The organism is Mesorhizobium sp. WSM4310 (genome assembly GCF_007003935.1).
In the GTDB taxonomy this organism is placed as follows: Bacteria; Pseudomonadota; Alphaproteobacteria; order Rhizobiales; family Rhizobiaceae; genus Mesorhizobium.
Window position 1 is genome coordinate 1 of the sequence record NZ_VFTA01000022.1, and the last position, 23,122, is coordinate 23,122.

The following is a 23,122-nucleotide window of genomic DNA, read 5'->3' on the forward strand; positions in this document are numbered from 1 at the left end:
AGTTCGAAGACCAACACGCCCGGAAGATGGTCAAAACTGCCGCTTGATCCTGTCCGCTCCGAGGGGCGCACTCCAAACCGCGTAGCGCTTTCCCTGGGGAATTGCGTTAAAACAAAGAGTTAGAGCGGGTTGCCGTTTCCGTGAAACGGTGAACTGCTCTAAGGGAAAACGGATTTGTCCATGAGCCTGATCGATAGCTTTCGTGCCGAAGCCCGCGCCGCACCGGAAAGCGGCATTGTCGCCGTCGTCAATTACGGCCGCCTGCGCGAGGGCCTGATCCCGCTCTGGGCCGGCGAGGGCGACCTGCCGACACCCGCCTTCATCACCGATGCCGCGTCGAAGGCGCTGGCCGGCGGCGAGACGTTCTACACATGGCAGAGGGGCATCCCCGACCTCAGGCAGGCGCTGGCACGCTACTACGCCAGGCATTTCGGCAAGACGTTCCCGGAGGAGCAATTCATCGTCACTGGATCCGGCATGCATGCCATCCAGATGTCCCTTACCGCTCTCGCCGGCGCCGGCGACGAGGTGATCTATCTGTCGCCGGCCTGGCCGAATTTCGACGCTGCCGCCGCCCTGTCGGGAGCCGTTCCGGTGCCGGTCACGCTCGATCATTCCGGCAATGGCTGGTCCTGCGACGTCGAGAAGATCGCCGCGGCGATCACGCCGCGCACCAAGGCGCTGTTCATCAATACGCCGTCGAACCCGACCGGCTGGACCGCCGATCACGAGACCTTGCAGGCCATCCTCGACCTGGCGCGCGCCAGGAACGTCTGGATCATCGCCGACGAGATCTATTCGCTGTTCCACTACGGCCATGGCCGTGCGCCGTCCTTCCTCGACATAGCGACGGAGGAAGACCGCATCCTGTTCGTCAACTCCTTTTCCAAGAACTGGGCGATGACCGGCTGGCGCGTCGGCTGGATAAAGACGCATCCGAGCCTGCAGCAGGTGTTCGAGAACCTGATCCAGTATTCGAATTCCGGTGTTGCCCAGTTCATGCAGCGCGGCGCGGTGGCCGCGCTTGACGAGGGCGATGGCTTCGTCGCCGAACAGGTGGAGCGGGCGAGAAAAGCGCGCGACCTGGTCTGCGGCATTCTCGGCGCCACCGGCCGCGCGGGGTTTACGGCGCCGCAGGGCGCCTTCTATCTGTTCTTCACCGTCGACGGCATCACCGATTCCCGCACCGCCGCCTTCGACATCGTCGACAAGGCCAATGTCGGCCTTGCGCCCGGCACCGCCTTCGGCCCCGGCGGCGAAGCCTTCCTGCGGCTGTGCTTCCACCGCCGCCTCGACCAGATCGAGGAAGCGGCGCACCGGCTGGCGAAATGGATGAAGACTATTTAGCCAGCCCGCGTCGGCTGGCAGTCGAGCCGCGTTTCAACCGCCGGACTTGGGCACCAGGAGCGGGATGATGCGCTCGCTCTTGGCGACGGCGGGCCGTCCTGCCGAGCCATAGGGAATGCCGAGCGCATCCCAGGTCTCGACCAGCGCGTCCTGCAGCTCGGCGATCAGCGCATCGGAATGGAACGGTGTCGGCGTGATGCGCAGACGTTCGGTGCCGCGCGGCACGGTCGGGTAATTGATCGGCTGGATGTAGATGCCGTGCACGCCGAGCAGGCGGTCGCTGGCCATCTTGCAGAGTTCGGGATCGCCGACCAGCACCGGCACGATATGGGTTGGCGAGCCCATCACCGGCAGGCCGGCGGCCGAGAGGATCTGCTTGGTCCGCGCGGCCTGCCGCTGCTGGGCGTCGCGCTCGGCCTGCGAGTGCTTGAGATGGCGGATCGAGGTGGTGGCCGCGGCCGCGATCGCCGGCGGCAGCGCCGTGGTGAAGATGAAGCCCGGCGCATAGGAGCGCACCGCGTCGATGACCGCGCTGGTGCCGGTGATATAGCCGCCCAGCGTGCCGAATGCCTTGGCCAGCGTGCCTTCGATGATGTCGATGCGGTCGGCCAGGCCCTCGCGCTCGGTGATGCCGCCGCCGCGCGGTCCGTACATGCCGACCGCATGCACCTCGTCGATATAGGTCATGGCGTTGTAGCGCTCGGCGAGCTCGACGATCTCCCGGATCGGCGCGATGTCGCCGTCCATCGAATAGACGCTTTCGAAGACGATCAGCTTGGCGCGTTCGCGCCCCGCCGCCTGCAGCAGGCTTTCCAGATGCGCGACATCGTTGTGCCGGAAGATCTTCTTCTCGGCGCCGGAGCGCCTAACACCTTCGATCATCGAGGCGTGGTTCAGCTCGTCCGAGATGATCAGGCAGTTGGGCAACAGCCGCGCGATGGTCGAGATCGAGGCTTCGTTGGAGACGAAGCCGGAGGTGAAGACCAGGGCCGCGTCCTTGCCGTGCAGGTCGGCAAGCTCATGCTCGAGCTCGACCAGCGGGTTGGAGGTGCCGGAAATGTTGCGGGTGCCGCCGGCGCCCGAGCCCATCTTGCCGGCCGCGTCCTGGAACGCGGCGATGACGTCGGGGTGCTGGCCCATGCCGAGATAGTCGTTGGAGCACCAGACGGTGATTTCCTCGGCGCGGCCGTTGGAGCGCCAGATGGCACGCGGAAACTTGCCCGCGATGCGCTCGAGGTCGGCGAAGACACGATAGCGCCGCTCCGCGTGGAGCTGGTCGATCGCTTCTTCGAAGAACCGCTGGTAGTTCATGTCCGCTTCCCAATTTTGCGCGGGATCATAATCATTGGCCTATTGGTCGTCCACCGGGCCGTTTTGGTCAAAATGCCACGCCCCGCACCTGTTCCTAACGATGACGGATCGTGGCCTATTCCCACTCCACGACACGCTTTGTGGATCACTTATGTTTCAGCACGATGCCACATTTGGTGAACGCCGGTTACCAAGGGTTCTAATGGCCATGCGGCAGGCTTTCCAGTAAGGCGGTGTTTGAGACAGTTTCCGATAAATCTTGAGATGCGAGGATGCGGATGACGGTTTTGGTGACAGGCGGCGCCGGCTATATCGGCAGCCACATGGTCTGGGAATTGCTGGATGCCGGCGAAAGCGTGGTCGTGCTCGACCGGCTTTCCACCGGCTTCGAATGGGCGGTGGCGCCGGAGGCAAAGCTCGTCGTCGGCGATGTCGCCGACAAGGAATTGGTCGGCGGGATCATCAGGGACAATCATGTCGACGCGATCATCCATTTTGCCGGTTCCATCGTGGTCCCCGAATCGGTCGCCGACCCGCTCGCCTACTACGAGAACAACACCTCGAAGACACGCACGCTGATCGAAACCGCGGTGCGCGAGGGCGTGCCGCATTTCATCTTTTCCTCGACCGCCGCCGTCTATGGCGGCGCCGGGCTGGAGCCGGTGCGCGAGGATGCCCGCCTGGCGCCGGAATCGCCCTATGGCCTGTCCAAGCTGATGAGCGAGTGGATGTTGCGCGATGCCGGCCTCGCGCACGACATCCGTTACACGGCGCTGCGCTATTTCAACGTTGCCGGCGCCGACCCCAGGGGTCGCACCGGCCAGTCGACTCCGGGCGCCACCCACCTCATCAAGGTCGCCTGCGAGACTGCGCTCGGCAAGCGTCCCTTCATGCAGGTGTTCGGCACCGACTACCCGACGCCGGACGGCACCTGCATGCGCGACTATATCCATGTCAGCGACCTGGCAGCTGCGCATCGCCTGGCGCTGCAGCGGCTGCGCGCCGGGGGACAGAGCCTCGTCGCCAATTGCGGCTACAGCCATGGCTATTCGGTGCTCGAGGTCATTGAGAGCGTGCGCCGCGCCTTTGGCCGGGATTTCGAGGTGAAGATGGGCGACCGGCGCCCTGGCGACGCCGCTGCGGTGGTCGCCAATTCAGACCTTGCCCGGGCGGAACTCGGCTGGACGCCACAACGCGACGATCTGGACCAGATCGTTGCCGACGCACTCGCCTGGGAACGCATCCTGACCAGCAAGAACTCCGCCCGCGGCTAAGCCAGCCCCCAAGGGCTCGCAAGGCGCGCGGCGACGCGCTATGGAAGCAGTCGCGACGCGGCGTGGAGGCGCCGCGCCGCCGAGAGCTTTGGGGGATGGCATGAAGATAACGGTGCTCGGCGCCGGCGTTGTCGGTACGGCAGCGGCCTATTGCCTGGCCGCCGACGGCCACGAGGTCACCGTGATCGAGCGCCATGCGGCGCCGGCGCGTGGCACCAGCCAGTCCAATGCCGGCCTGGTTTCTCCGGGCGACGCCACCGCCTGGGCCTCGCCGGCGGCGCTGAAGACATTTCTGCGCGGGCTCTACAATCATGATCTCGGCATCAAGGTGCGGCTGCGCTTCGATCCTTATTTCCTCGCCTGGAGCCTGCGTTTCCTGCGCCAATGCACGGTGGCCCGCCTGCGCGCCAACAGCCAGGTCAAGCTGCGCCTGGCGCTCTACTCGCGCGACTGCATCAACGCCATCTCGGCCGACACCGGCATCCACTATGACGAGCGCAAGAAAGGCATCCTGTATTTCTTCCGCTCGCAGCACAGCCTCGACACCGGCACCGACAATTACCGCTATCTGGCCGAGCATGGCCTGCCGATCGAGATCGTCGGCCGCGACCGGCTGGTCCAGCTCGAACCGGGCCTTGCCGGGGTGAAGGAGAAGATCGCCGGCGGCGTCTATTCGCCGATCGACCAGACCGGTGATTCCCGGCAGTTCGTGGAAAAGCTCGCCGCCCATGCCGCCGAAAAGCTCGGTGTGAAATTCCTCTACGGCACGACGGTCGAGGGTCTCGACATTGAGGGCGACCGGGTGCGGTCGGTGATGACCTCGGCCGGACCGGTGACGGGTGATGCCGTGGTCATCTCGATGGGGCCGGAAAGCGGTCTGCTCGGCCGCCGCTACGGCATCGACCTGCCGGTCTATCCGGTGAAGGGCTATACCGCGACCATTCCGCTGGAAGACGAGAGCAAGGGGCCGACCATGGGCGGCGCCGACGAGGACCAGTTGATGGCCTATTCGAGGCTCGGCAACCGGTTGCGGCTGGCTTCGACCGCCGAATTCACCGGCTTCGACCGCACCCACAAACCCAGCGACTTTGTTACCATGTTCAGGACTGCCAGAGACCTCTTCCCCGGCGCATTCGACGAGAAGAAGGCGGAGCTCTGGGCAGGGCTGCGGCCAATGATGCCGGGCTCCGTGCCGGTCATCGGTCAGGCGCGCTACAAAAACCTCTATCTCGACACCGGCCACGGCCATGTCGGCTGGACGATGGCCTGTGGCTCGGGAAAATTCCTGGCCGACCTCGTTGCCGGCCGCAAGCCCGAGATCGACCCGCAGGGACTCGTCTACGTCAACTGATGGAGCACTAGTCGTCGTGCTGGCACCGCGTCCATTGGCCCTGCACCCATTCAGCAAGCCAACCACGCTCAAGCCGCCCAATCTGTGCCAGATTGTCCTGCGTGGTGGTCAGATGGCCGAGGCCGACGACTTCGAAATCTTCGCAGTCCGCAGGATGATCATGTGCGCCGCATGTCAGTTGCCACTCGCCATCGGAATGACGGACGACCAGTGCCACCGGTCTCTCCAATCGAAAGACGTGCCCACATACAATTGCTCTGGTTTCCAACATTGAGACCGTCACTTCTGGCTTTGACAGGTATCAGAAGATGATCTTGAAGATGCACCTGGCCGATAGATTATACAAACCCTGAGAGGAAAAATGTCGGGACCGCAAGTCGCCATCGACCTCGGCCGTATCGAGCGCAACGCACGGACCATTGTTGACCGCTGCGCTTTGTCCGGCATCAAGGTGTTCGGCGTCACCAAGGGCACCTGCGGCATGCCGCAAGTGGCGCGCGCCATGCTGCGCGGCGGCGTCGCCGGCATTGCCGAATCGCGTTTCGAAAACATTCGCCGGCTGCGCGACAGCGGCATCAGCGTGCCGATCATGCTGCTGCGCAGCCCGCCCATGGCGCGCATCGAGGAGGTGGTGCGCACCGTCGACATCAGCCTGCAGTCGGAACTCGCCACCATCCGCGAGATCTCGCGCATCGCCGAGCGCATGGGCCGCGTCCACGACATCATGCTGATGATCGATCTCGGCGACCTCCGCGAAGGCATCTGGCCGAACGACCTGATCCCCACCGTTGAGCGGATCCTCGAGTTCAAGGGCGTGCGCATCGCCGGCATCGGCACCAATCTCGGCTGTTTCGGCGCCATCATGCCGACGCCGGAAAATCTTGGGCAACTCGTCGCCCACGCCTACAAGACGGAGCGCCTGTCGGGCAAAAGTCTCGACTGGATCTCCGGCGGGGCTTCGTCGTCGCTGACGCTGCTGCTCGAAGGCACACTTCCGGCCGGCATCAACAATCTCAGGGTCGGCGAGGCGATCCTGCAAGGCGGCGTCGAAACCTTTCGCGATGTGCCATGGGATGAACTCGAGCCCGACGCGTGCCGCCTGACCGGCGACATCATCGAGGTCAAGCTCAAGCCGTCGCGGCCGATTGGCGAGTCCGGCTACGACGCTTTCGGCAACCAACCGGTCTTTCCCGACGAGGGCGACAGGCTGCGCGCCATCGCCAATATCGGCCGCGAGGACGTGCTGGTCGAAGGGCTGACGCCGATCGCCAGGGGGATCAGGGTGCTCGGCGCCTCCAGCGACCATCTGCTGCTCGACGTGCAGGAAGCCGACCCGCGCCCCGCTGTGGGAGATCGCGTCGCCTTTCGCATGAGCTACGGCGCCATGCTGCTGGCGATGACGTCGGAGTATGTCGAGAAGGCGCCGATGCATGACGTCGCGGACTTTTCCGGCCGCAAGATGGTGTCGATCTCGGCCGAACAGGAAGCCGCCGGCATTCTTGCCCGCGAGGGGACCGGTGCGCGGCTGGAGGCGATGAATTTCGACGTCGTGGAACTCACCGATGTCGAGCGGCCGCCCTCGGGGCTGATCCGGCTGAGTGCCGGCGCCGATCGCCGTATCGCCCACAAGGCGCTGACGGCGACGGCGCGCGCGACGCATTCCTTCGGCCTGATCTGGATCGATTCCATTGCCGCGCTGATGCCGGAAGGCGAAGAGGGCATCGACCTGCCGGAAGGTTCGGTGCTGGCCCGTACCCTCGGCCTCGATCACAAGGCCGGCGCGCTGCAGCCGCAGCTGTCGCCGGAAAATGTCGTCATCGTCGGTCTGCGCCATGCCGATCCGGCGGAGGCCCGGGTGCTGAAGGATTCGCGCGTGTCGGCCTTCACCATGACCGATATCGACGCCATGGGCATGCGCGACCTTATGCATGAGGCGATCCGCATCGCCACGTCGGGCACACAGGGCTTTCATCTCAGCTATTCCCCAACGGCGACCGAATTCGTCGGCTGGGCGGCCGGCTCCGGCGGGCTGACCGTGCGCGAGACGCATCAGGCGATGGAGGCGATCGCGCTGTCGGGCGGGCTTTTGTCGATGGATGTTTCGGGGCTGAGCAAGGATATCGAGCCCAGGATCGGCGCTGACACCGTGAACTTCGTCATGTCGGCCTTCGGCAAGCGGATCCTGTGATCAGCCCCGCGACTCGACCGCCGCGCGCCATGCGCTGGCATAGTCGGCCCAGGCCGGGTCGGTCGGCGGTTCCGGTCGCTCGCCTTTGCCGTGCGCCGTGACCAGATCGGACGCCAGCAGTGCCGCGCCGATGCTGGTTCCCGTGGCGGCTTCGGAGGCGACGACGGCGCGGCCTGTGCTTGCGGCTAGCATGCCGACGAACAGGCGATTGCGGGCAAACGGGCCTTCGACGGTGGTCGGGCCATCGCCGCCGATCAGGTCGAGGCAGGTCGCCGTCATCAGTGCCAGGTAGAACGAGATGGAGGCAAAGCGCTGGCCATTGTTCATGCCGTCGGCATTGAGCCATGTCGCGGCCTGATGCGGGAACGGCCCTGATCCCTGTTGCGTCGACGGCAGCAGCAATGTCTTCCGCGCGAGCACGGCCCGGACATCATCGTCGGTCCAAGTCTCCGGCCGGCCTTCCGTCAGCACGGAAAACTCGCGGCCGCCCATGAAACGGGCCGAGAGGACGGGGTCGCCCAGCGCATTGACATTGACCAGCGTATCGCGCGCCGCATCCAACGCAATCTCTCTGCCGCCGACCGCCATCGACACCACCCAGGTGCCGGTCGAGACGACCGAGAAGGGTGGCGCGTCGGACAGGAGATGCGGCAGCAGCGAGGCGTTGGAATCGTGCAGGCCGCAGAACACTGGGGTTTGCGCATCAAGGCCGGTGCGCGCGGCAAGCGCTGGCAGGATCGGACCGAGGCGATCCCTGGCCGGCCGCACCGGTGCCATCAGGCGGCGCCAATCCAACCGATCGACCAGCGACGAAAAGTCAGCATGCCATGGATTCCACAGATCGGTGTGGCAACCGAGCGAGGTCACTTCGTTGGCGGCGACGCCGGTCAGGCGCAGCGCCCAGTATTGCGGGTACATCAGAATCGCGGCCGCATGCGCGAACGCGGCCGGAAAGCATTTCTGCTGCCAAAAAAATTGCGCGCCGAGATTGAGGCCGAGCGGCAGGCGCGGTGTGCCGGTCTCGGTGAAGGGCGGTCGAACAGCGTCATAGTCCGCCGCCAGCCTGTCGGGGCCGTCGAACTCATAGTCGAGCACCGGCAGCACCAGTTCGCCAGAGGCGTCGACCAGCGCACCTGTCGCGCCATGCGTGGTGATCGAGATGGCGGCGATCGGCTGTTCGCGGTTGAGATCGGCAAGGCTGTCGAGGATGAATGTCCATAGCGCCTCGACATCGTGATGCGGGTAGGGCGCTTGCCGCACCGGCGCATTCGCCATCCGGCGCAGCGCTACCTCGCTCAAGGTTGCGAGGTCGACCAGCGCCACCTTGGCGTTGGTCTTGCCGATGTCGATGACGGCGATGTGGCGCAGAGCACTCATGCCATCTGGAACACAGTTTCCAGCGGCACGGCCACCGGCTCGTTGTCCGGCTTCGTTTCCATGATGTCGGCCATGTGAGCCCACCAGCGCTGCATCACAGGATGCTTCGGCAATTCGGCCATGCCGTGATCGTCGCGCCGCCACAGCACGCCGAACAGGATGTTGGTTTCTTCATCGAGATGGATCGAATAGTCGGACACGCCGGCCTGTTTCAAGAGCGCGACCAGCGACGGCCAGATCTCGTCATGGCGCTTCCTGTACTCGGCCTTCATGCCCGGTTTGAGCTTCATCTTGAACGCGTATTTCTCAGGCATCAGCTGCTACCTCGCAGCCGCCGCCAGACGATCGGAAGCGCGATGACGATGATCAGCAGCACGCCGATGAAGATCGACATGACGATGCCGGGCACGTTGAGCAGGCCGAGCCCGAACGTCACCAGCCCCATGATGAACGCGGCGAGCACGACGCCGACAATGCTGCCGGCGCCCCCCAGAATGCTGACGCCGCCGAGCACCACCATGGTGATGACTTCCAGCTCATAGCCTTGCGCGATCGACGGTCGCGTCGAGCCGAGGCGCGAGGTGATCAGCACCGAGGCTATACCCGACATCAGCCCGGTCAGGCAGAACAGGGTGAATTTGATACGCCCGACGCGCACGCCGGAAAACTGCGCCGCGACCGGATTGTTGCCGATGGCGAAGACGCGGCGGCCGAAACTCGTGCGATGCAGGAGGAACCAGTAGACGACGGCGGCGACGAGGAAGAGCACCAGCTCGAACGACACCACCCACCAGACATAGCCCTGGCCAAAGAAGGCGAAGCTTTCGGGATAGCCCTTATAGGCCTGGTCGCCGAGGATGATGAAGGCGATGCCGCGGAACAGGCTCATCGTGCCGATGGTGACGACGATGGACGGCAAGCCGAGCCGTGTCACCAACAGCCCGTTGAAGGCGCCGCAGCCAAGCCCGACCACAATGCCGATCAGCACCAGCACCGGTGTACCCGCACCCGCCTGCACCGCCATGCCCATCATGGTCGATGCCAGCGCGATGATGGCGGCGACCGACAGGTCGATTTCGCCGGAGATGATCAGCAGCGCCATGGCAAAGGCGATCAGGCCCTTCTCGGTGAAGTTGAAGGTCAGATCGGACAGCGAATAGGGATCGAGGAAATAGGGCGAGGCGAAGCTGTTGATGGCGAAGATGGCGACGGCCACCACGACCAGCAGTGCCTCCCAGGAAAAGATCGCCGAAGACAGCGGCTTGTCGAGCCGGTCGGGAATATGGCGTGGGGCAGGGATGTCGGTCATGCCGCCTCCGCCTTTCTCAGGATGATGCGGCCTTGCTGGCGTTCGCCGCGCGCGTTGAGCACGACGGCCAAGATGATGGCACTGCCCGAAATCGCCATCTGCCAGAAGGGCGAGATGTTGATGACCGGGAGCGCGTTGGAGATGATGCCGAGGAACAGCGCGCCCAGCACCGCGCCGCCGACCGAGCCGATGCCGCCGGCGATCGAGATGCCGCCGATGACGCAGGCGGCGATGATGTTGAGCTCATAGCCGTTGGCGACCTCGACCGAGGCGATGACGTAGCGCGAGATCCACAGGTAGCCGGCAAGGCCGCCGATCATGCCAGAGATGCAGAAGACGATGAATTTCGTGCGGCCGACATCGATGCCGGTATAGACCGACGCCGTCGGGTTGACGCCGATGGCATAGATCGAGCGGCCGAGCGCGGTGCGTGTCATCAGCACGAAGAACAGCGCGATGACCAGGATGGCGATCCAGGACAGCACCGGAATGCCGAGGAAGGCCGCGCGCTGGAAACCGATGAAATCCGGGCTCATCTTGTCGGCATTGACCCAGGCGCCGCCGGACAGCACGAAGGTGGCGCCGCGATAGATGGTGAGCGTGCCCAAAGTCACCACGATCGAAGGGATGTTCAGCCGCCAGACCAGCAGGCCGTTGATGGCGCCGAGCACCAGCCCGACCGCCAGCGCGAGGACGATCAGTGCCGGGATCGGGATTGCCGGGTGTGCGGCGTTCAGCATCGCCACCACCATGCCGGTGAAGCAGAGATTGGAGGCCATGGACAGGTCGATCGACCGCGTCAGGATGATCACCATCTGGCCGAGCGCCAGGATCATCAGGATCGAGGTGTCGTTGAATACCTGGCGCAGGTTGCCGGGGTCGGCGAAGGCCGGGAAGCGGGTCGAGATTAGCCCGATCAGCACGATGATGGCCGCGGCCAGCCAGATCTCGCGGTATTTCAGAAAGGCTTTCATGCCGCGATCCCCGCTGCGGTCCGCACCAGCGTCTCGGCGTCCAGCCCCTTATTGTCATAGACCGCCGCGACAAGGCCCTCGCGCATGACCACCACCCGGTCGGACATGCCGAGTATCTCCGGCAGTTCCGACGACACCATGATCACCGACAGGCCCTGCGCCACCAGCTCGGCCATGAAGCCGTGCACGGCGGCCTTGGAACCGATGTCGATGCCCTTGGTCGGCTCATCGAGGATGATCACCTTGGGCGCGGTCGCCAGCCATTTGGCGATGACGATCTTCTGCTGGTTGCCGCCCGACAGCGTGCCGACATCCTGGCTGAGCGACGAGGCCCTGAGATCAAGCCGCTCGGTGTAGGAACGGGCGAGCGAAAATTCTTCGGCCAGCCGCAGCAAGCCAGATTTGGAGGTGCGCTTGAGCGAGGGCAGCGAGACGTTCTGGAAGATCGGCAGGCCGATCACCACGCCTTGCTTGCCGCGCTCTTCCGGCACATAGACGATGCCGGCCTCGATCGAATCCGCCGCCGATTTCGGCGCGATCGTCTTGCCTTCCAGCGTGATCGTGCCGCCCGTGGTGCGGGTGATGCCTGAAATCGCCTGCATCACCTCGCTGCGGCCGGCGCCGACAAGGCCGTAGAAGCCGAGTATTTCGCCTTTGTGTAGTTCGAAGCCGATGTCGTTGAACTCGGTCGGGTGCGACAGGCCGGCGACGGACAGCACCGGTGCACCGATCTCGGCCTTGCGCTGCGGAAAAATATGATCGACCGAGCGGCCGACCATCATGCGCACGATCTGGCTCTGGCCGGCATCCTTGATCAGGCCTTCGCCAACCATCTCGCCGTCGCGGAACACCGTGTAGCGGTCGGCGATGCGGTAGATCTCGTCGAACTTGTGGCTGATGAACAGGATCGCCTTGCCTTCCTCCTTGAGGAATTCGATGAGCAGGAAAAGCTCCTCGATCTCCTTCATCGAAAGGGCTGCGGTCGGCTCGTCCATGATGACGATCTGCGCGTCGATCGACATGGCGCGCGCCACCGCCACGAGATGCTTGTTGGCGATGCCGAGGTCTTTCAAACGCGCATCGGCATCGATATGGCCGGCGTGCATCGTGTCGAGCACTTCGCGGGCATTCTTGCGCATCGTGCGCCAGTCGATGGTGCCTAGCCGTGTGCGCGGCGCGTGGCCGAGAAAGATGTTTTCGGCAACGCTCAGATCGTCGAACAGCACGGTTTCCTGATGGATGGCGGTGACGCCATGGCCGAAGGCGGCATGCGCGCTGGGCAAGCTGACCGCCTGGCCGTCGATGCTGATCGTGCCCGAATCCGGCTGGTAGATGCCGGTCATGATCTTGACCAGCGTCGACTTGCCGGCGCCGTTCTCGCCGATCAGTGCCGTCACCTGGCCGGGATAGAGCGACAGGCTGACATTGTGCAGCGCGCGCACGCCGGGAAAGCTCTTGGAGATGCCGGACAGCGTCAGCCGTGGCGTGGAGGCCGCTGGCCTCTCCTTCACCGTGCCGTGCTGGGCTGTCGTGTCCATGGTCGTATCAAGCCCTGAAACAAGGTCCGTCTAAAATCGCGGCGGGACGTGAGCCCCGCCGCGACGGCTTGAGAGGGTCCCAGATCAATAGATCTTGGAGAACTTCTCGATGTTGGTCTTGTCGAACTGGAAGGGCGGAGCCATCGCGGCCGAGTTGGTATCGTCGAGCGTGACCTTGCCGACGCGGCCGATCGACAGCGTGGCACCGGGCTTGGCCTCTTCCTTCTTCACCGCCAGGTCGTGGGCGAGGTAGACGGCCGAGTAGCCGAGGTCGATCGGGTTCCACAGCGCAACCGCCTGGCTGGCGCCGTTGTCGATGAACTTCTTGAACTCGGACGGCAGCGCAAGGCCGGTGACATTGACCTTGCCGATCAGCTTCTCGTCGGTGACGACCTGGGCGGCGGCAACGACGCCGACGGTTGTCGGCGCGATGATCGCCTTGAGGTTCGGATAGGACTTCAGCAGGCCCTTGGCTTCGTCGGTGCTCTTGGCCGAATCGTCATCGCCATAGACGGTGGCGACAAGCTTGATCTTGGGGAACTTCTCCGGCAGCACCTTCTTGGCCGCGTCGATCCAGGCGTTCTGGTTGGTCGCGGTCGAGGAGGCCGACAGGATGGCGACATCGCCGCCTTCCGGCAGATAATCGGCGGCAAGCTTGATGATGGTCTCGCCGATCAGGCCGGTGTCGGACGGGTTGAGGTGAAGCTGGCGGCCTTCCTTGGCAACGCCCGAATCCCAGGAGATGACGGTGATGCCGCGCTCCATGGCCTTCTTCAGCACCGGCACCAGCGCGTCGGCGTCATTGGCCGAAATGGCGATGGCGTTGACCTTCTGCGCGATCAGCGAATTGACCACTTCGATCTGCGCTTCGGCGGTTGCCTTGGTCGGGCCGGTGTAGATGATGTCGACATCGCCGAGTTCCTTGGCCGCCTCCTCGGCGCCCTTGTTGGCGGCGTCGAAGAAGCCGTTGCCGAGCGACTTCACCACCAGTGCGATCTTGACGTTCTCGGCATAGGCGGCATTCACGAACATGGCGGCCGAGAATGCGGCCGTCACCATCAATTTCTTCAAAAAGCTCATCGCATATCCTCCCTTGAGCGTTGCATTCCATCGCCGCTGCGGGCGTGAGTTGGTCTCAGGCCTGCAGTGAAGATTCTTCCTTTGCCGTCTTGCGGGCGACGATCAGCGTCACGCCCGCGGTCTCCAACATCTTGGCTTCGTGATCCTCGATGCCGTCGTCGGTGATGACGGTGGCGATGCGCGACAGCCCGCACAGGATCAGGCTGGAGCGCTTTCGGAATTTCGAGGAATCGACCAGCACCACCAGCTCGTCGGCCTGGTCGATCAGCTTCTGCTCCGCCTGGATCAGCAGCGGGTCGCCTTCCATCAGGCCGAGCGGTCCAAGCCCTTGGGCGCCCATGAACATGCGGCGCGCGTAGAAATTGCGGGTCACGTCATTGTCGAAGGGCGACAGGATGATGTTCTGCTCGCGATAGATGGTGCCGCCCGACAGCATCACCGTGTTCTTCGAGTGCTTGAGCAGATGCTCGGCGATCGGGAACGAATTGGTGAAGATCGGCATGCGCCGCCCAGTCAGGAAATGCACCATCTGGAAGGTGGTGGTGCCGCCATTGATGATGATCGGCTCGCCATCCCCGCACAATTCGACCGCCTCGCGAGCGATCGCCCGCTTCTGTGAAGCGTTGATCGTTTCGTTGACGGAAAAGGGCCGACCGGCCAAGCCGATGAATTGCGGCGGCGAGATTGCCTCGGCGCCACCGCGCACCCGGCGCAGGCGCTTCTGGACGTGCAGAGCCGCGATATCGCGCCGGATCGTCGCCTCGGACGACTCCGTCAGGTCGACCATCTCCTGCACCGTCACCACAGGCTTTTCCTGGACGGCGGACAGAATGATCCTGTGGCGCTCTTTTTCGTGCATGGTTCCTCCCTGCCTGGCCATCTAGGCACTCAAAACGAGCAGTGTCAATCATTTCCGATCAAATAATTTCATTGTGCAGTGCAATATGATCGATATTGATCGTTTATGATTGACAAGCGAGGCGCTTGCGTAGACATTCCCGGCAAAATGGACTGCGGCTTTTGCGTCCCAGGGAGGATAACCTATGCTCGACAAGCGCTCCGGCTCGCGCCTTGCCAATTTGTGGGACGATGCGAAGGCCAAGGGGATGAGCGATCCCGAGCTTCTGGTCTATCGCTCGAACACGCTCGGTTCCGACAAGCGCGTCACCAACTATGGCGGCGGCAACACCTCCTCCAAGATATGGCAGAAGGATCCGCTCAGCGGCGAGAACGTCGAAGTGCTGTGGGTCAAGGGTTCGGGCGGCGACAGCGCCTCGATCAAGCTCGACGGTTTTGCCACCCTCTACATGGACAAATTGCGCGCGCTGAAAGGCCTTTATCGCGGCGTCGAGCATGAGGACGAGATGGTGGGATATCTGCCCCACTGCACCTTCAACCTCAATCCGCGCGCGGCCTCGATCGACACGCCGCTGCACGCCTATGTGCCGAAGCCTTTCGTCGACCACATGCATCCCGATGCCATCATCGCCATTGCCGCGGCGAAGGATTCCGAAGCGCTGACCAAGGAGATCTTCGGCGACGCCATCGGCTGGCTGCCATGGAAGCGGCCGGGCTTCGAACTCGGCCTTTGGCTGGAGAAATTCTGCCTCGAACATCCCGCCGCCAAGGGCGTCATCCTCGAAAGCCACGGCCTGTTCACCTGGGGCGACACGCCCAAGGAATGCTACGAGACGACGATTTCGGTGATCAACCAGGCGATCGAGTGGTTCGAACGCCGCTCCGAGGGCCTCGCCATCTTCGGCGGCGAAGTGGTCAAGTCGCTCGATGCCGCTACCCGCCGCGCCATCGCGGCGAAACTGATGCCGAAAATCCGCGGCCTGATCTCGGAAAAGAGCCACAAGCTCGGCCATTTCGACGATTCCGCCGCCGTGCTCGAATTCGTCAACTCCAGGGATTTGCGCCCGCTGGCGGCACTCGGCACTTCTTGCCCGGACCATTTCCTGCGCACCAAGATCCGCCCGCTGGTCATCGAGTTCGATCCGGCGAAGCCCGATGTCGATGCGGTCATTGCACGCCTCGCCGACGACATCGCCGAATACCGCGTCGGCTACCAGGCCTATTACGACAGCTGCAAGCATCCAGACTCGCCTGCCATCCGCGATCCCAACGCCGTGGTCTATCTGATGCCTGGCGTCGGCATGTTCACCTTCGCCGGCGACAAGGCGACGGCGCGAATTTCCGGCGAATTCTACGTCAACGCCATCAACGTCATGCGCGGTGCCTCGACCGTTTCATCCTATGTCGGCCTGCCCGCCCAGGAAGCCTTCGACATCGAATACTGGCTGCTCGAAGATCTGAAGCTGCAGCGCATGCCGAAGCCGAAATCGCTCGCCGGCCAGATCGCGCTAGTCACCGGTGGCGCCGGCGGCATTGGCCGGGCGACCGCCAACCGCCTGCTGCGCGAAGGCGCCTGCGTGGTGCTGGCCGATATCGATGAGGCTGCACTGGCCAGCGCCAATGAGGAACTGGCGAAGGCCTATGGCAAGGATTTCGTCCGCCCGGTGGTGATCAACGTGACCGCGGAAGACCAGGTGGTCTCGGGCTTTGCCGAGACGGCGGTCGAGTTTGGCGGCATCGACATTCTGGTCTCCAACGCGGGTCTCGCCTCCTCGGCGCCGATCGAGGAGACGTCGCTGGCGCTGTGGAACAAGAACATGGACATCCTGTCGACCGGCTATTTCCTGGTCTCGCGGGAAGCGTTCCGGCTGTTCCGGGTGCAGAAGATCGGCGGCAATGTCGTCTTCGTCGCCTCCAAGAACGGTCTTGCCGCCTCGCCCAACGCTGCCGCCTATTGCACGGCCAAGGCCGCCGAAATCCATCTCGCCCGGTGTCTCGCCCTGGAAGGCGCGGAAGCGCAGATCAGGGTCAATGTCGTCAATCCGGACGCCGTGCTGCGCGGCTCGAAGATCTGGACGGGCGAGTGGAAGGAACAGCGCGCCGCCGCCTACAAGATGTCTACGGACGATCTTGAAGAGCATTACCGCTCGCGCTCGATGCTGAAGCGCTCGGTCTTCCCGGAAGACATCGCCGAGGCGATCTATTTCTTCGCTTCCGACATGTCGGCCAAGTCGACCGGCAACATCATCAACGTCGACGCCGGCAACGCGCAGAGCTTTACGCGCTGATTTGGAGCGTTTCCCTTCTCCCCGTCTAAGGGGAGAAGGTGCCCGTAGGGCGGATGAGGGGCGGCGCCAGCCGAACACATTCTTGGGAGGAACCAGCACTTGTCCGAAACCATCATTTCCGCCGAAATCGTCGAAAAAGATAACACCGCGCGCAAGCCCGACCTCGAGCGCGACTACGCCTCGCTCGGCGAACGTCTCGACCGCCGCGGCATCGCCATCGACGCCATCCGCGACAAGGTCGAGAAATTTGCGGTTGCCATCCCCTCCTGGGGCGTCGGCACCGGCGGCACGCGCTTTGCCCGCTTTCCCGGCGCCGGCGAGCCGCGCGATATCTTCGACAAGATCGAGGATTGTGCCGTCATCAGCCAGCTGACGCAGGCGACGCCGACCGTCTCGTTGCACATTCCATGGGACAAGACTGACCCGAACCGGCTGAAGCAGGCGGCCTCGCGCTTCGGCCTCGGCTTCGATGCCATGAATTCCAACACATTCTCCGACGCCAGGGACCAGAAACTCTCCTACAAATTCGGTTCGCTGTCGCACGCCGACGCCGGCACCCGCCGGCAGGCGGTTGAGCACAATCTCGAATGCATCGAGATCGGCAAGACGCTCGGCTCCAAGGCACTGACGGTGTGGATCGGCGACGGCTCGAATTTTCCGGGCCAGGTCAATTTCGCCAAAGCCTTCGAGCGCTACCTCGACGCCATGAAGGAGATTTATGCCGGGCTGCCCGCCGACTGGAAACTGTTCACCGAACACAAGATGTACGAGCCGGCCTTCTATTCCACGGTCGTGCAGGACTGGGGCACCAATTACCTTATCGCCAAGGAACTGGGCGACAAGGCTTTCTGCCTGGTCGACCTCGGCCACCACGCGCCCAATGTCAACATCGAGATGATCGTGTCGCGGCTGATCCAGTTCAAGAAACTCGGCGGCTTCCATTTCAACGATTCGAAATATGGCGACGACGATCTCGACGCCGGTTCGATCGATCCTTATCGGCTGTTCCTGGTCTTCAACGAACTGGTCGATGCCGAACTGTCCGGCGCCGAGGGTTTCGATCCCGCCCACATGCTCGACCAGAGCCACAACGTCACCGATCCGATCGAAAGCCTGATGTTGTCGGCGGTCGAGGTGCAGCGCGCCTATGCGCAGGCGCTGCTGGTCGACCGCAAGGCGCTGGAAGTTTTTCAGGACGGCAATGACGCGCTGATGGCGACCCAGACGCTGAAGGCGGCCTATCGCACCGATGTCGAGCCGATCCTCGCCATGGCACGGCTGAAAACCGGGGGCGCCATCGATCCGGTCGCCACCTACCGGGCGGCGGGCTACCGCGCCAAGGTCGCGGCCGAACGCCCGGCTGTTGTTGGCGGCTCGGGCGGAATTGTCTGACACGCCTGACATCTGAATTGATCCGCCTGGCCCACCGTTGGTGGTGGACTCGGCCGCTGCGACGGGCTCTTCTAGGCTTCCCCGCCAGGAGAACCCGCCATGCACCTCACCCGTCGGACACTGATCGCCGCCAGTCTTTCCATCACCTTCGCGCTGGCGCCATTGACGAGCGTCTTTGCCGCGTCGCCAGCACCTGCCAAGGGCGAGCACGGCATGGTGGTGACGGCCCAGCATCTGGCGTCGGAAATCGGCGTCGAGGTCTTGAAGAAGGGCGGCAATGCCGTCGATGCGGCGGTCGCTGTCGGCTATGCGCTGGCCGTCGTCTACCCCAATGCCGGCAACATTGGCGGCGGCGGCTTTATGACCATCCGTTTCGCCGATGGCAAATCGACCTTCCTCGATTTTCGCGAGCGCGCGCCGCTGGCCGCGTCCAAGACCATGTATCTCGACAAGGATGGCAACCCGGTGAAGGACGCCAGCCTCGACGGTTATCTCGCCGTCGGCGTGCCGGGCTCGGTGGCCGGTTTCGAAATAGCGCGCGAAAAATATGGCACACTGTCAAGACAAGAGCTCATGGCGCCGGCGATCGCCTATGCCAGGGACGGTTTCATCCTCAATCAGGGCGATGCCGCCTCGTTCGCCGGCAACGCTGAAAGGTTGGCGAAGGACCCGGCGGCGGCCGCCGCCTTCCTGAAACCCGATGGCAAGCCCTATGGCATTGGCGAGCGGCTCACCCAACCGGATCTTGCTGGCTCGCTCTCGGCGATATCCGAGAAAGGCCCCGACGCCTTCTACAAGGGCGCCATCGCTGACGCCATCGTCAAGGCGAGCGGCGCCAGGGGCGGCATCCTGGCCAAGCAGGACTTCGAGCAATATGCGGTGCGTGAACTGAAACCGGTCACCTGCTCCTATCGCGGCTATGAGATCACTTCCTCGCCGCCGCCAAGCTCCGGTGGCGTCATCATCTGCGAAATCCTCAACGTGCTGGAAGGCTACCCGTTGTCCTATCTCGGCGCCGGCTCGGCCGAGACCGTGCATGTCATGGTCGAGGCGATGCGCCATGCCTATGTCGACCGCAACTCCGCGCTCGGCGATCCTGATTTCGTCGACAATCCGGTCTCGAAATTGCTGGACAAGAGCTACGCCAAGGACATCCGCGACAAGACCGACCCATTCCGGGCCGGCGTGTCGCAGGACCTGATGCCGAAGGGTTTTGGCGAGTCGAAGGAGACGACACACTATTCCATCATCGACAAGGACGGCAACGCGGTGGCCGTCACCTACACGCTGAACGGCTCCTTCGGGGCCGGCGTCGTCGCGGGCGGCACCGGCATCTTGCTCAACAACGAGATGGACGATTTCACCCAGAAGCCGGGCGTGCCCAACCTCTATGGGTTGGTCCAGGGCGAGGCCAATGCCATTCAGCCGAAGAAGACGCCGCTGTCGTCGATGAGCCCGACCATCGTGGCCAAGGACGGCAAGCCGTTCATGGTCATCGGCAGCCCCGGCGGCTCGCGCATCATCACCATCACGCTGGAAGCGATCGTCAACGTCATCGACCACGGCATGAACATCCAGGAGGCGATCGACGCACCGCGCATCCACCATCAATGGCTGCCCGATAAAGTCTATGTCGAGCCGTTCGGCCTGTCGCCGGACACCGAAAGACTGCTGGCCGGCATGGGCTACCACCTCGATCTGAGTGACCAGACCTGGGGGCAGGCGGCCGGCATTCTCGTTGGTGGCAAGAGCCTGGCGGAGATCGGGAAGGGCGGCGGCGCGCGCTACAATGGCGCCATCGACAGCCGGGCGGCCTCTGGCGAGGCGCTCGGATATTGATGCCGGGGTGGGTGCTTGGACAGGGTCGCGGCCCGGCAAGGACCGTCAGGTAACCAGCGTGATGGTCGATGCGATCAGCATCAGGGCGGCGATGCCGACGAACAGCGCGTAGATGCGCGGCCGGTCAAGCAGAAGCGCGTTTCCGGAGATCCATGCCGAGGTGGCGCCGCCGAGCGCGAAGAGGAACCCGTTGCGATGGCCGAAGGTCAACGACGCGGCCATCAGCCCGCCGATGATCAGGGCGCCGAACACGATGATCACGGCGACCGCGTATTTCTCGAAATCATTGTTGCCGATCCCTGGTCCGATCGCATTCAGATTGGGCAGGTCGTCCGGATCGAAAGGGTTCGCCGACCCATATTCGTCTTGACCGATCGATTCTCGCATCACTCGTTCTCCGCAGACCGGCAACAAACCATCAACACTTGCCGAGTGCAACCCGATCGCACGTCCCTCTCTGTGTCGACCGTCACCTTCAACACGTTCCGGCGGCGCTTGTCACCGATTTTCCGGCCGCCTGGGTCGAATGCAACACGTGTCCGCGTTTGGATGGCGCCCCACCATCCTATTCTATTTGGACAATGTTCGCGGGAAAAAGATGATGCCGCGCGTCAATTTCAGCGCCGCAACGTCCTGCGCGACTGCGGCGGGGAGTCGCAGCGCTGCGTGAGGCGGGCAATTGTCGACTGGGAAGGCGTTCGCGGTGCGGGAAAGGAACACCGCCCTTGCTGAACGCCTGCCTCGGTAGGATGGTGGGCACCTCGCGCCCTCATTCCTGTGAAGGGGAGGCGCTCAATCGACGATAGGGCACGCCATCGAAGCTTGCCGTCACAAAATCCGTGACGGACATCTTGCGCTTGCGTCCGTCGCTGCAGGCGTAGACCGGCCAACCGGCATCGCTGCATTCGCTGGCAGCGCAGATACGCGCCAGGCAGTTACCGATAGTCAATCGGAAGCCGCCCTTGCCGGCGAAGCCTTGCAACAAGCTGCCGTCCGCCGAGCGCCAGGTCCGCGCACGGAATTCCGCCCGCAAAAACAATGGTTCGAGAGAGACCGCAAGATTGGTTTCGCCGGCACGTCCTGAGAACTGCAGACGGAAGCGCGCCATTGCAGTCGTGTATGCGGTCACAAGATCCGATTCGCGAAGATAGGAGATCGGCAGGTTGGAGCGGTCAAGCAGATGTGACATGCGCTCGCTTGCCTCTACCGGCGCCAGCAAGACAACAAAGGTAAGAAAGGCGAAGCAGGCTCGCGACATTTTCCAGCAGCCACATCGATCTCGGCCTGCCGGTTTGGCCCCGGTTGCCCCCAGTAACATCCCGCCAATCGTCGCCCCGTGCAAGCCGCTTGCTGAGGCAGTCCAAGGCGGCCGAGAGTGCAATTCGCAAGGCCACCGAGTTAAACCGCTTGGAACCGAAGGGGGGACCCGCATCGACGAATTTGCGCGGGCGATGGCGCGGTATGCTCGGCGTTTGCGGCAAGGAGGAACACATGCCACCAGCCGGGGTTCCTTAGCTGGCGCGGGCCGGCGGCAGCTCAAACAGGTTGGCGCCGTTCTCCTGACCGCGCTCGGCATAGCCGATAATGCCGAACCATCGGGCGACGTCAGGCCCCTGCAGCCAGCTGCGCGAATGGATGGGAAGGTTGCCGGCGAGCGCCTGGATGTGCCTGATATGTCGCTTGCAGAAGCGCACGGTCGAGGCGCGGAAAAAGTCCTCCTGCGCGGCAAACAGCGTATCGGCGGCGTCGCTGTTCTCATGCCAGGCGATGATTGCCACGGCCTTCTCGCCCTCCACCAGCGCGTGCGCCCGGCCTTCCTTCAGATTCATCATCAGATTGTCGTAGGCGATCTTGCTGTCCTTGCCGGCCGCCGCGTACTCCTCCGACATCCGCTTGGACAGGCCATGAAACACATCCTCGAGATCCCCGAGCGTTGCTGCGCGTGCTCTCATTTCACCTCCTGCAGCCCCGGCAGGGAGTTTGCCCTAAGGGTGAGGGATCACCAAGCAAATCGAATCCGCTGAATGGCCAATGAGAGCAAAGCTGTTTCGCTAGGCGAGTCGCCTGGTCGCGCAATAGGGCCAAGTCCCGAGGTTGCGCAACTGCCCACCGAGCGGTGCACATCACACTGCGACCTCCTCATTCGGGTCGGCTCGGCATTGCCTCTAGAAGAGGGTCGTTTCAATCGTCTGCATCAAGCAATCGCCAGCTTGCGTACCGATGATGCCCAGATCCCGTACGCTCGTCATATGGTTCCGGTCATTCAGGCAAAGCTCGCGGACACCGTGCCCCTGCGCGCGCAGGAGCGTTCCGAAGTCGGCCGCCTGCTGGTGAAAAGGGGGCGTTTCCTGGTCCCCGACGAGAATGGTCACTGCCGTCTTCGGGTCATGCTGCCGCGTCATTGGCGTTAAGGCAGCTGCCTCCTCGTCGGTGATGCCGATCAACGGCTCGAGGAAGGATTTCTGCAGGGGCTTCAGGTCGTAGAGGCCACCCAGCAGCAGCGCTGCGTGGATGCGTGACGGCATTGGCGCCTTTTCAAATAGGAATGTGGCCAGGTGCGCGCCAGCCGAATGGCCGCTGACGCTGATCCGGCCTGGATCGCCGCCATGGTCGACGATGTTGTCCAGCACCCAATGTTTGGCGCGCCGGACCTGCTCCACGATCGCCGCCATCCTGAACTCGGGCATCAGCGCATAATCGACGATGACCGCGATCGCACCGGCTTGGGTGACTGTGTTCGCCACATAGGAATAGTCACCCCTTGAAAACATGCGCCAGTAGCCGCCGTGGATGAAAATATGAACGGGAAGATTCTGACGCTCGCCCGGCGGAAAGAACAGGTCGAGCCTCTCGGCCTCGCCGTTGCCATAGGCGACATCAGCCACCATGGGCAGCGTCGCCCGGGTCGTGTCGCTGCGCGCCACGATATCGGCCACGATGTCATCAAAGTCGGCAACGTGGTCGCGGGTGCGGAAGGGGTCTTTCTGCATGGCTGC

The 23,122-nt window shown here is 63.5% G+C and carries 20 protein-coding genes; 7 read left to right on the forward strand and 13 right to left on the reverse strand.

The window, feature by feature from the left end:
* Positions 1-180 precede the first annotated feature (180 nt).
* Positions 181-1,347, forward strand: coding sequence for a pyridoxal phosphate-dependent aminotransferase (locus tag FJV80_RS22080; protein ID WP_142877415.1), 1,167 nt, complete (start codon positions 181-183; stop codon positions 1,345-1,347).
* A 33-nt stretch (positions 1,348-1,380) separates the two neighbouring features.
* Here FJV80_RS22080 and hemA read toward each other — a convergent pair whose 3' ends face one another.
* Entirely contained in the window at positions 1,381-2,658 is a 1,278-nt protein-coding gene (gene hemA, locus FJV80_RS22085) for a 5-aminolevulinate synthase (RefSeq protein WP_142877416.1), read from the reverse strand.
* Positions 2,659-2,936: 278 nt separating this feature from the next.
* Here hemA and galE point away from each other — a divergent pair, with 278 nt between their 5' ends.
* Together galE and FJV80_RS22095 are read left to right on the forward strand one after the other, a co-directional pair.
* Positions 2,937-3,932 (forward strand): UDP-glucose 4-epimerase GalE, encoded by a 996-nt coding sequence (gene galE, locus FJV80_RS22090; protein ID WP_142877417.1) that lies wholly within the window; start codon positions 2,937-2,939, stop codon positions 3,930-3,932.
* Positions 3,933-4,032: 100 nt separating this feature from the next.
* Positions 4,033-5,283 carry a D-amino acid dehydrogenase gene (locus tag FJV80_RS22095; protein WP_142877418.1) on the forward strand — a complete coding sequence of 417 codons (1,251 nt, stop codon included), beginning with the start codon at positions 4,033-4,035 and terminating at the stop codon, positions 5,281-5,283.
* Positions 5,284-5,290: 7 nt separating this feature from the next.
* On the opposite strand, the gene FJV80_RS22100 is transcribed toward FJV80_RS22095, so the two are convergent.
* Positions 5,291-5,500, reverse strand: a complete 210-nt coding sequence (locus FJV80_RS22100; protein ID WP_095775211.1) for a hypothetical protein — start codon at positions 5,498-5,500, stop codon at positions 5,291-5,293.
* A 144-nt stretch (positions 5,501-5,644) separates the two neighbouring features.
* Here FJV80_RS22100 and FJV80_RS22105 point away from each other — a divergent pair, with 144 nt between their 5' ends.
* The gene (locus FJV80_RS22105; RefSeq protein WP_142877419.1) at positions 5,645-7,471 is read left to right on the forward strand and encodes an alanine racemase; all 1,827 of its coding nucleotides are present in this window, start codon (positions 5,645-5,647) and stop codon (positions 7,469-7,471) included.
* Here the strand turns inward: FJV80_RS22105 and FJV80_RS22110 are convergent, their stop codons facing one another.
* From FJV80_RS22110 to FJV80_RS22140, 7 genes are all read right to left on the reverse strand, one after another.
* Positions 7,472-8,848, reverse strand: coding sequence for an FGGY-family carbohydrate kinase (locus tag FJV80_RS22110; protein WP_142877420.1), 1,377 nt, complete (start codon positions 8,846-8,848; stop codon positions 7,472-7,474).
* A complete protein-coding gene (gene rhaM / locus FJV80_RS22115; protein WP_095775214.1) occupies positions 8,845-9,162 on the reverse strand; it encodes an L-rhamnose mutarotase in 318 nt (105 codons plus the stop codon). The genes FJV80_RS22110 and rhaM overlap by 4 nt, the downstream gene beginning before the upstream one ends.
* Positions 9,162-10,157 carry an ABC transporter permease gene (locus tag FJV80_RS22120; RefSeq protein WP_142877421.1) on the reverse strand — a complete coding sequence of 332 codons (996 nt, stop codon included), beginning with the start codon at positions 10,155-10,157 and terminating at the stop codon, positions 9,162-9,164. Before FJV80_RS22120 ends, rhaM begins: the two co-directional genes overlap by 1 nt.
* Positions 10,154-11,131, reverse strand: coding sequence for an ABC transporter permease (locus FJV80_RS22125; RefSeq protein ID WP_142877422.1), 978 nt, complete (start codon positions 11,129-11,131; stop codon positions 10,154-10,156). The genes FJV80_RS22120 and FJV80_RS22125 overlap by 4 nt, the downstream gene beginning before the upstream one ends.
* Complete coding sequence (locus FJV80_RS22130) at positions 11,128-12,669, reverse strand: sugar ABC transporter ATP-binding protein (protein ID WP_095789796.1); 1,542 nt, start codon at positions 12,667-12,669, stop codon at positions 11,128-11,130. The genes FJV80_RS22125 and FJV80_RS22130 overlap by 4 nt, the downstream gene beginning before the upstream one ends.
* A gap of 84 nt (positions 12,670-12,753) precedes the next feature.
* Positions 12,754-13,749 carry a rhamnose ABC transporter substrate-binding protein gene (gene rhaS, locus FJV80_RS22135; RefSeq protein WP_095775218.1) on the reverse strand — a complete coding sequence of 332 codons (996 nt, stop codon included), beginning with the start codon at positions 13,747-13,749 and terminating at the stop codon, positions 12,754-12,756.
* 55 nt (positions 13,750-13,804) lie between these two features.
* Positions 13,805-14,608 carry a DeoR/GlpR family DNA-binding transcription regulator gene (locus tag FJV80_RS22140; protein WP_142877423.1) on the reverse strand — a complete coding sequence of 268 codons (804 nt, stop codon included), beginning with the start codon at positions 14,606-14,608 and terminating at the stop codon, positions 13,805-13,807.
* Positions 14,609-14,792: 184 nt separating this feature from the next.
* On the opposite strand from FJV80_RS22140, the gene FJV80_RS22145 reads away from it, so the two are divergent.
* The 3 genes from FJV80_RS22145 (at position 14,793) to ggt (ending at position 20,126) form a co-directional block, all read left to right on the forward strand.
* Positions 14,793-16,895, forward strand: coding sequence for a bifunctional rhamnulose-1-phosphate aldolase/short-chain dehydrogenase (locus FJV80_RS22145; RefSeq protein ID WP_142877424.1), 2,103 nt, complete (start codon positions 14,793-14,795; stop codon positions 16,893-16,895).
* A 99-nt stretch (positions 16,896-16,994) separates the two neighbouring features.
* Positions 16,995-18,287, forward strand: coding sequence for an L-rhamnose catabolism isomerase (rhaI, locus tag FJV80_RS22150; protein WP_142877425.1), 1,293 nt, complete (start codon positions 16,995-16,997; stop codon positions 18,285-18,287).
* 99 nt (positions 18,288-18,386) lie between these two features.
* Positions 18,387-20,126, forward strand: a complete 1,740-nt coding sequence (gene ggt / locus FJV80_RS22155; protein WP_142877426.1) for a gamma-glutamyltransferase — start codon at positions 18,387-18,389, stop codon at positions 20,124-20,126.
* A gap of 45 nt (positions 20,127-20,171) precedes the next feature.
* On the opposite strand, the gene FJV80_RS22160 is transcribed toward ggt, so the two are convergent.
* The 4 genes from FJV80_RS22160 to FJV80_RS22175 form a co-directional block, all read right to left on the reverse strand.
* Positions 20,172-20,513, reverse strand: a complete 342-nt coding sequence (locus FJV80_RS22160) for a hypothetical protein (RefSeq protein ID WP_095775222.1) — start codon at positions 20,511-20,513, stop codon at positions 20,172-20,174.
* Positions 20,514-20,895: 382 nt separating this feature from the next.
* Entirely contained in the window at positions 20,896-21,384 is a 489-nt protein-coding gene (locus FJV80_RS22165; RefSeq protein WP_179296538.1) for a hypothetical protein, read from the reverse strand.
* A 253-nt stretch (positions 21,385-21,637) separates the two neighbouring features.
* Positions 21,638-22,078: a hypothetical protein gene (locus FJV80_RS22170; RefSeq protein WP_095775223.1), complete on the reverse strand. Its 441-nt coding sequence runs from the start codon at positions 22,076-22,078 to the stop codon at positions 21,638-21,640.
* A gap of 213 nt (positions 22,079-22,291) precedes the next feature.
* On the reverse strand, positions 22,292-23,116 hold the full coding sequence (locus FJV80_RS22175; RefSeq protein ID WP_142877427.1) for an alpha/beta hydrolase: 825 nt from the start codon (positions 23,114-23,116) through the stop codon (positions 22,292-22,294).
* Between the last annotated feature and the right edge of the window lie 6 nt (positions 23,117-23,122).

Excerpts from the sequence above, each read along its gene's own strand:
- hemA (WP_142877416.1), bottom strand. The coding sequence starts at position 2,658 with ATGAACTACCAGCGGTTCTTCGAAGAAGCGATCGACCAGCTCCACGCG.
- rhaS (WP_095775218.1), bottom strand. The coding sequence starts at position 13,749 with ATGAGCTTTTTGAAGAAATTGATGGTGACGGCCGCATTCTCGGCCGCC.
- rhaM (WP_095775214.1), bottom strand. The coding sequence starts at position 9,162 with ATGCCTGAGAAATACGCGTTCAAGATGAAGCTCAAACCGGGCATGAAG.
- FJV80_RS22105 (WP_142877419.1), top strand. The coding sequence starts at position 5,645 with ATGTCGGGACCGCAAGTCGCCATCGACCTCGGCCGTATCGAGCGCAAC.
- FJV80_RS22110 (WP_142877420.1), bottom strand. The coding sequence starts at position 8,848 with ATGAGTGCTCTGCGCCACATCGCCGTCATCGACATCGGCAAGACCAAC.
- FJV80_RS22175 (WP_142877427.1), bottom strand. The coding sequence starts at position 23,116 with ATGCAGAAAGACCCCTTCCGCACCCGCGACCACGTTGCCGACTTTGAT.
- ggt (WP_142877426.1), top strand. The coding sequence starts at position 18,387 with ATGCACCTCACCCGTCGGACACTGATCGCCGCCAGTCTTTCCATCACC.
- FJV80_RS22170 (WP_095775223.1), bottom strand. The coding sequence starts at position 22,078 with ATGAGAGCACGCGCAGCAACGCTCGGGGATCTCGAGGATGTGTTTCAT.
- FJV80_RS22095 (WP_142877418.1), top strand. The coding sequence starts at position 4,033 with ATGAAGATAACGGTGCTCGGCGCCGGCGTTGTCGGTACGGCAGCGGCC.
- FJV80_RS22120 (WP_142877421.1), bottom strand. The coding sequence starts at position 10,157 with ATGACCGACATCCCTGCCCCACGCCATATTCCCGACCGGCTCGACAAG.
- FJV80_RS22145 (WP_142877424.1), top strand. The coding sequence starts at position 14,793 with ATGCTCGACAAGCGCTCCGGCTCGCGCCTTGCCAATTTGTGGGACGAT.
- galE (WP_142877417.1), top strand. The coding sequence starts at position 2,937 with ATGACGGTTTTGGTGACAGGCGGCGCCGGCTATATCGGCAGCCACATG.
- FJV80_RS22165 (WP_179296538.1), bottom strand. The coding sequence starts at position 21,384 with ATGTCGCGAGCCTGCTTCGCCTTTCTTACCTTTGTTGTCTTGCTGGCG.
- FJV80_RS22160 (WP_095775222.1), bottom strand. The coding sequence starts at position 20,513 with ATGCGAGAATCGATCGGTCAAGACGAATATGGGTCGGCGAACCCTTTC.
- FJV80_RS22080 (WP_142877415.1), top strand. The coding sequence starts at position 181 with ATGAGCCTGATCGATAGCTTTCGTGCCGAAGCCCGCGCCGCACCGGAA.
- FJV80_RS22130 (WP_095789796.1), bottom strand. The coding sequence starts at position 12,669 with ATGGACACGACAGCCCAGCACGGCACGGTGAAGGAGAGGCCAGCGGCC.
- FJV80_RS22125 (WP_142877422.1), bottom strand. The coding sequence starts at position 11,131 with ATGAAAGCCTTTCTGAAATACCGCGAGATCTGGCTGGCCGCGGCCATC.
- FJV80_RS22140 (WP_142877423.1), bottom strand. The coding sequence starts at position 14,608 with ATGCACGAAAAAGAGCGCCACAGGATCATTCTGTCCGCCGTCCAGGAA.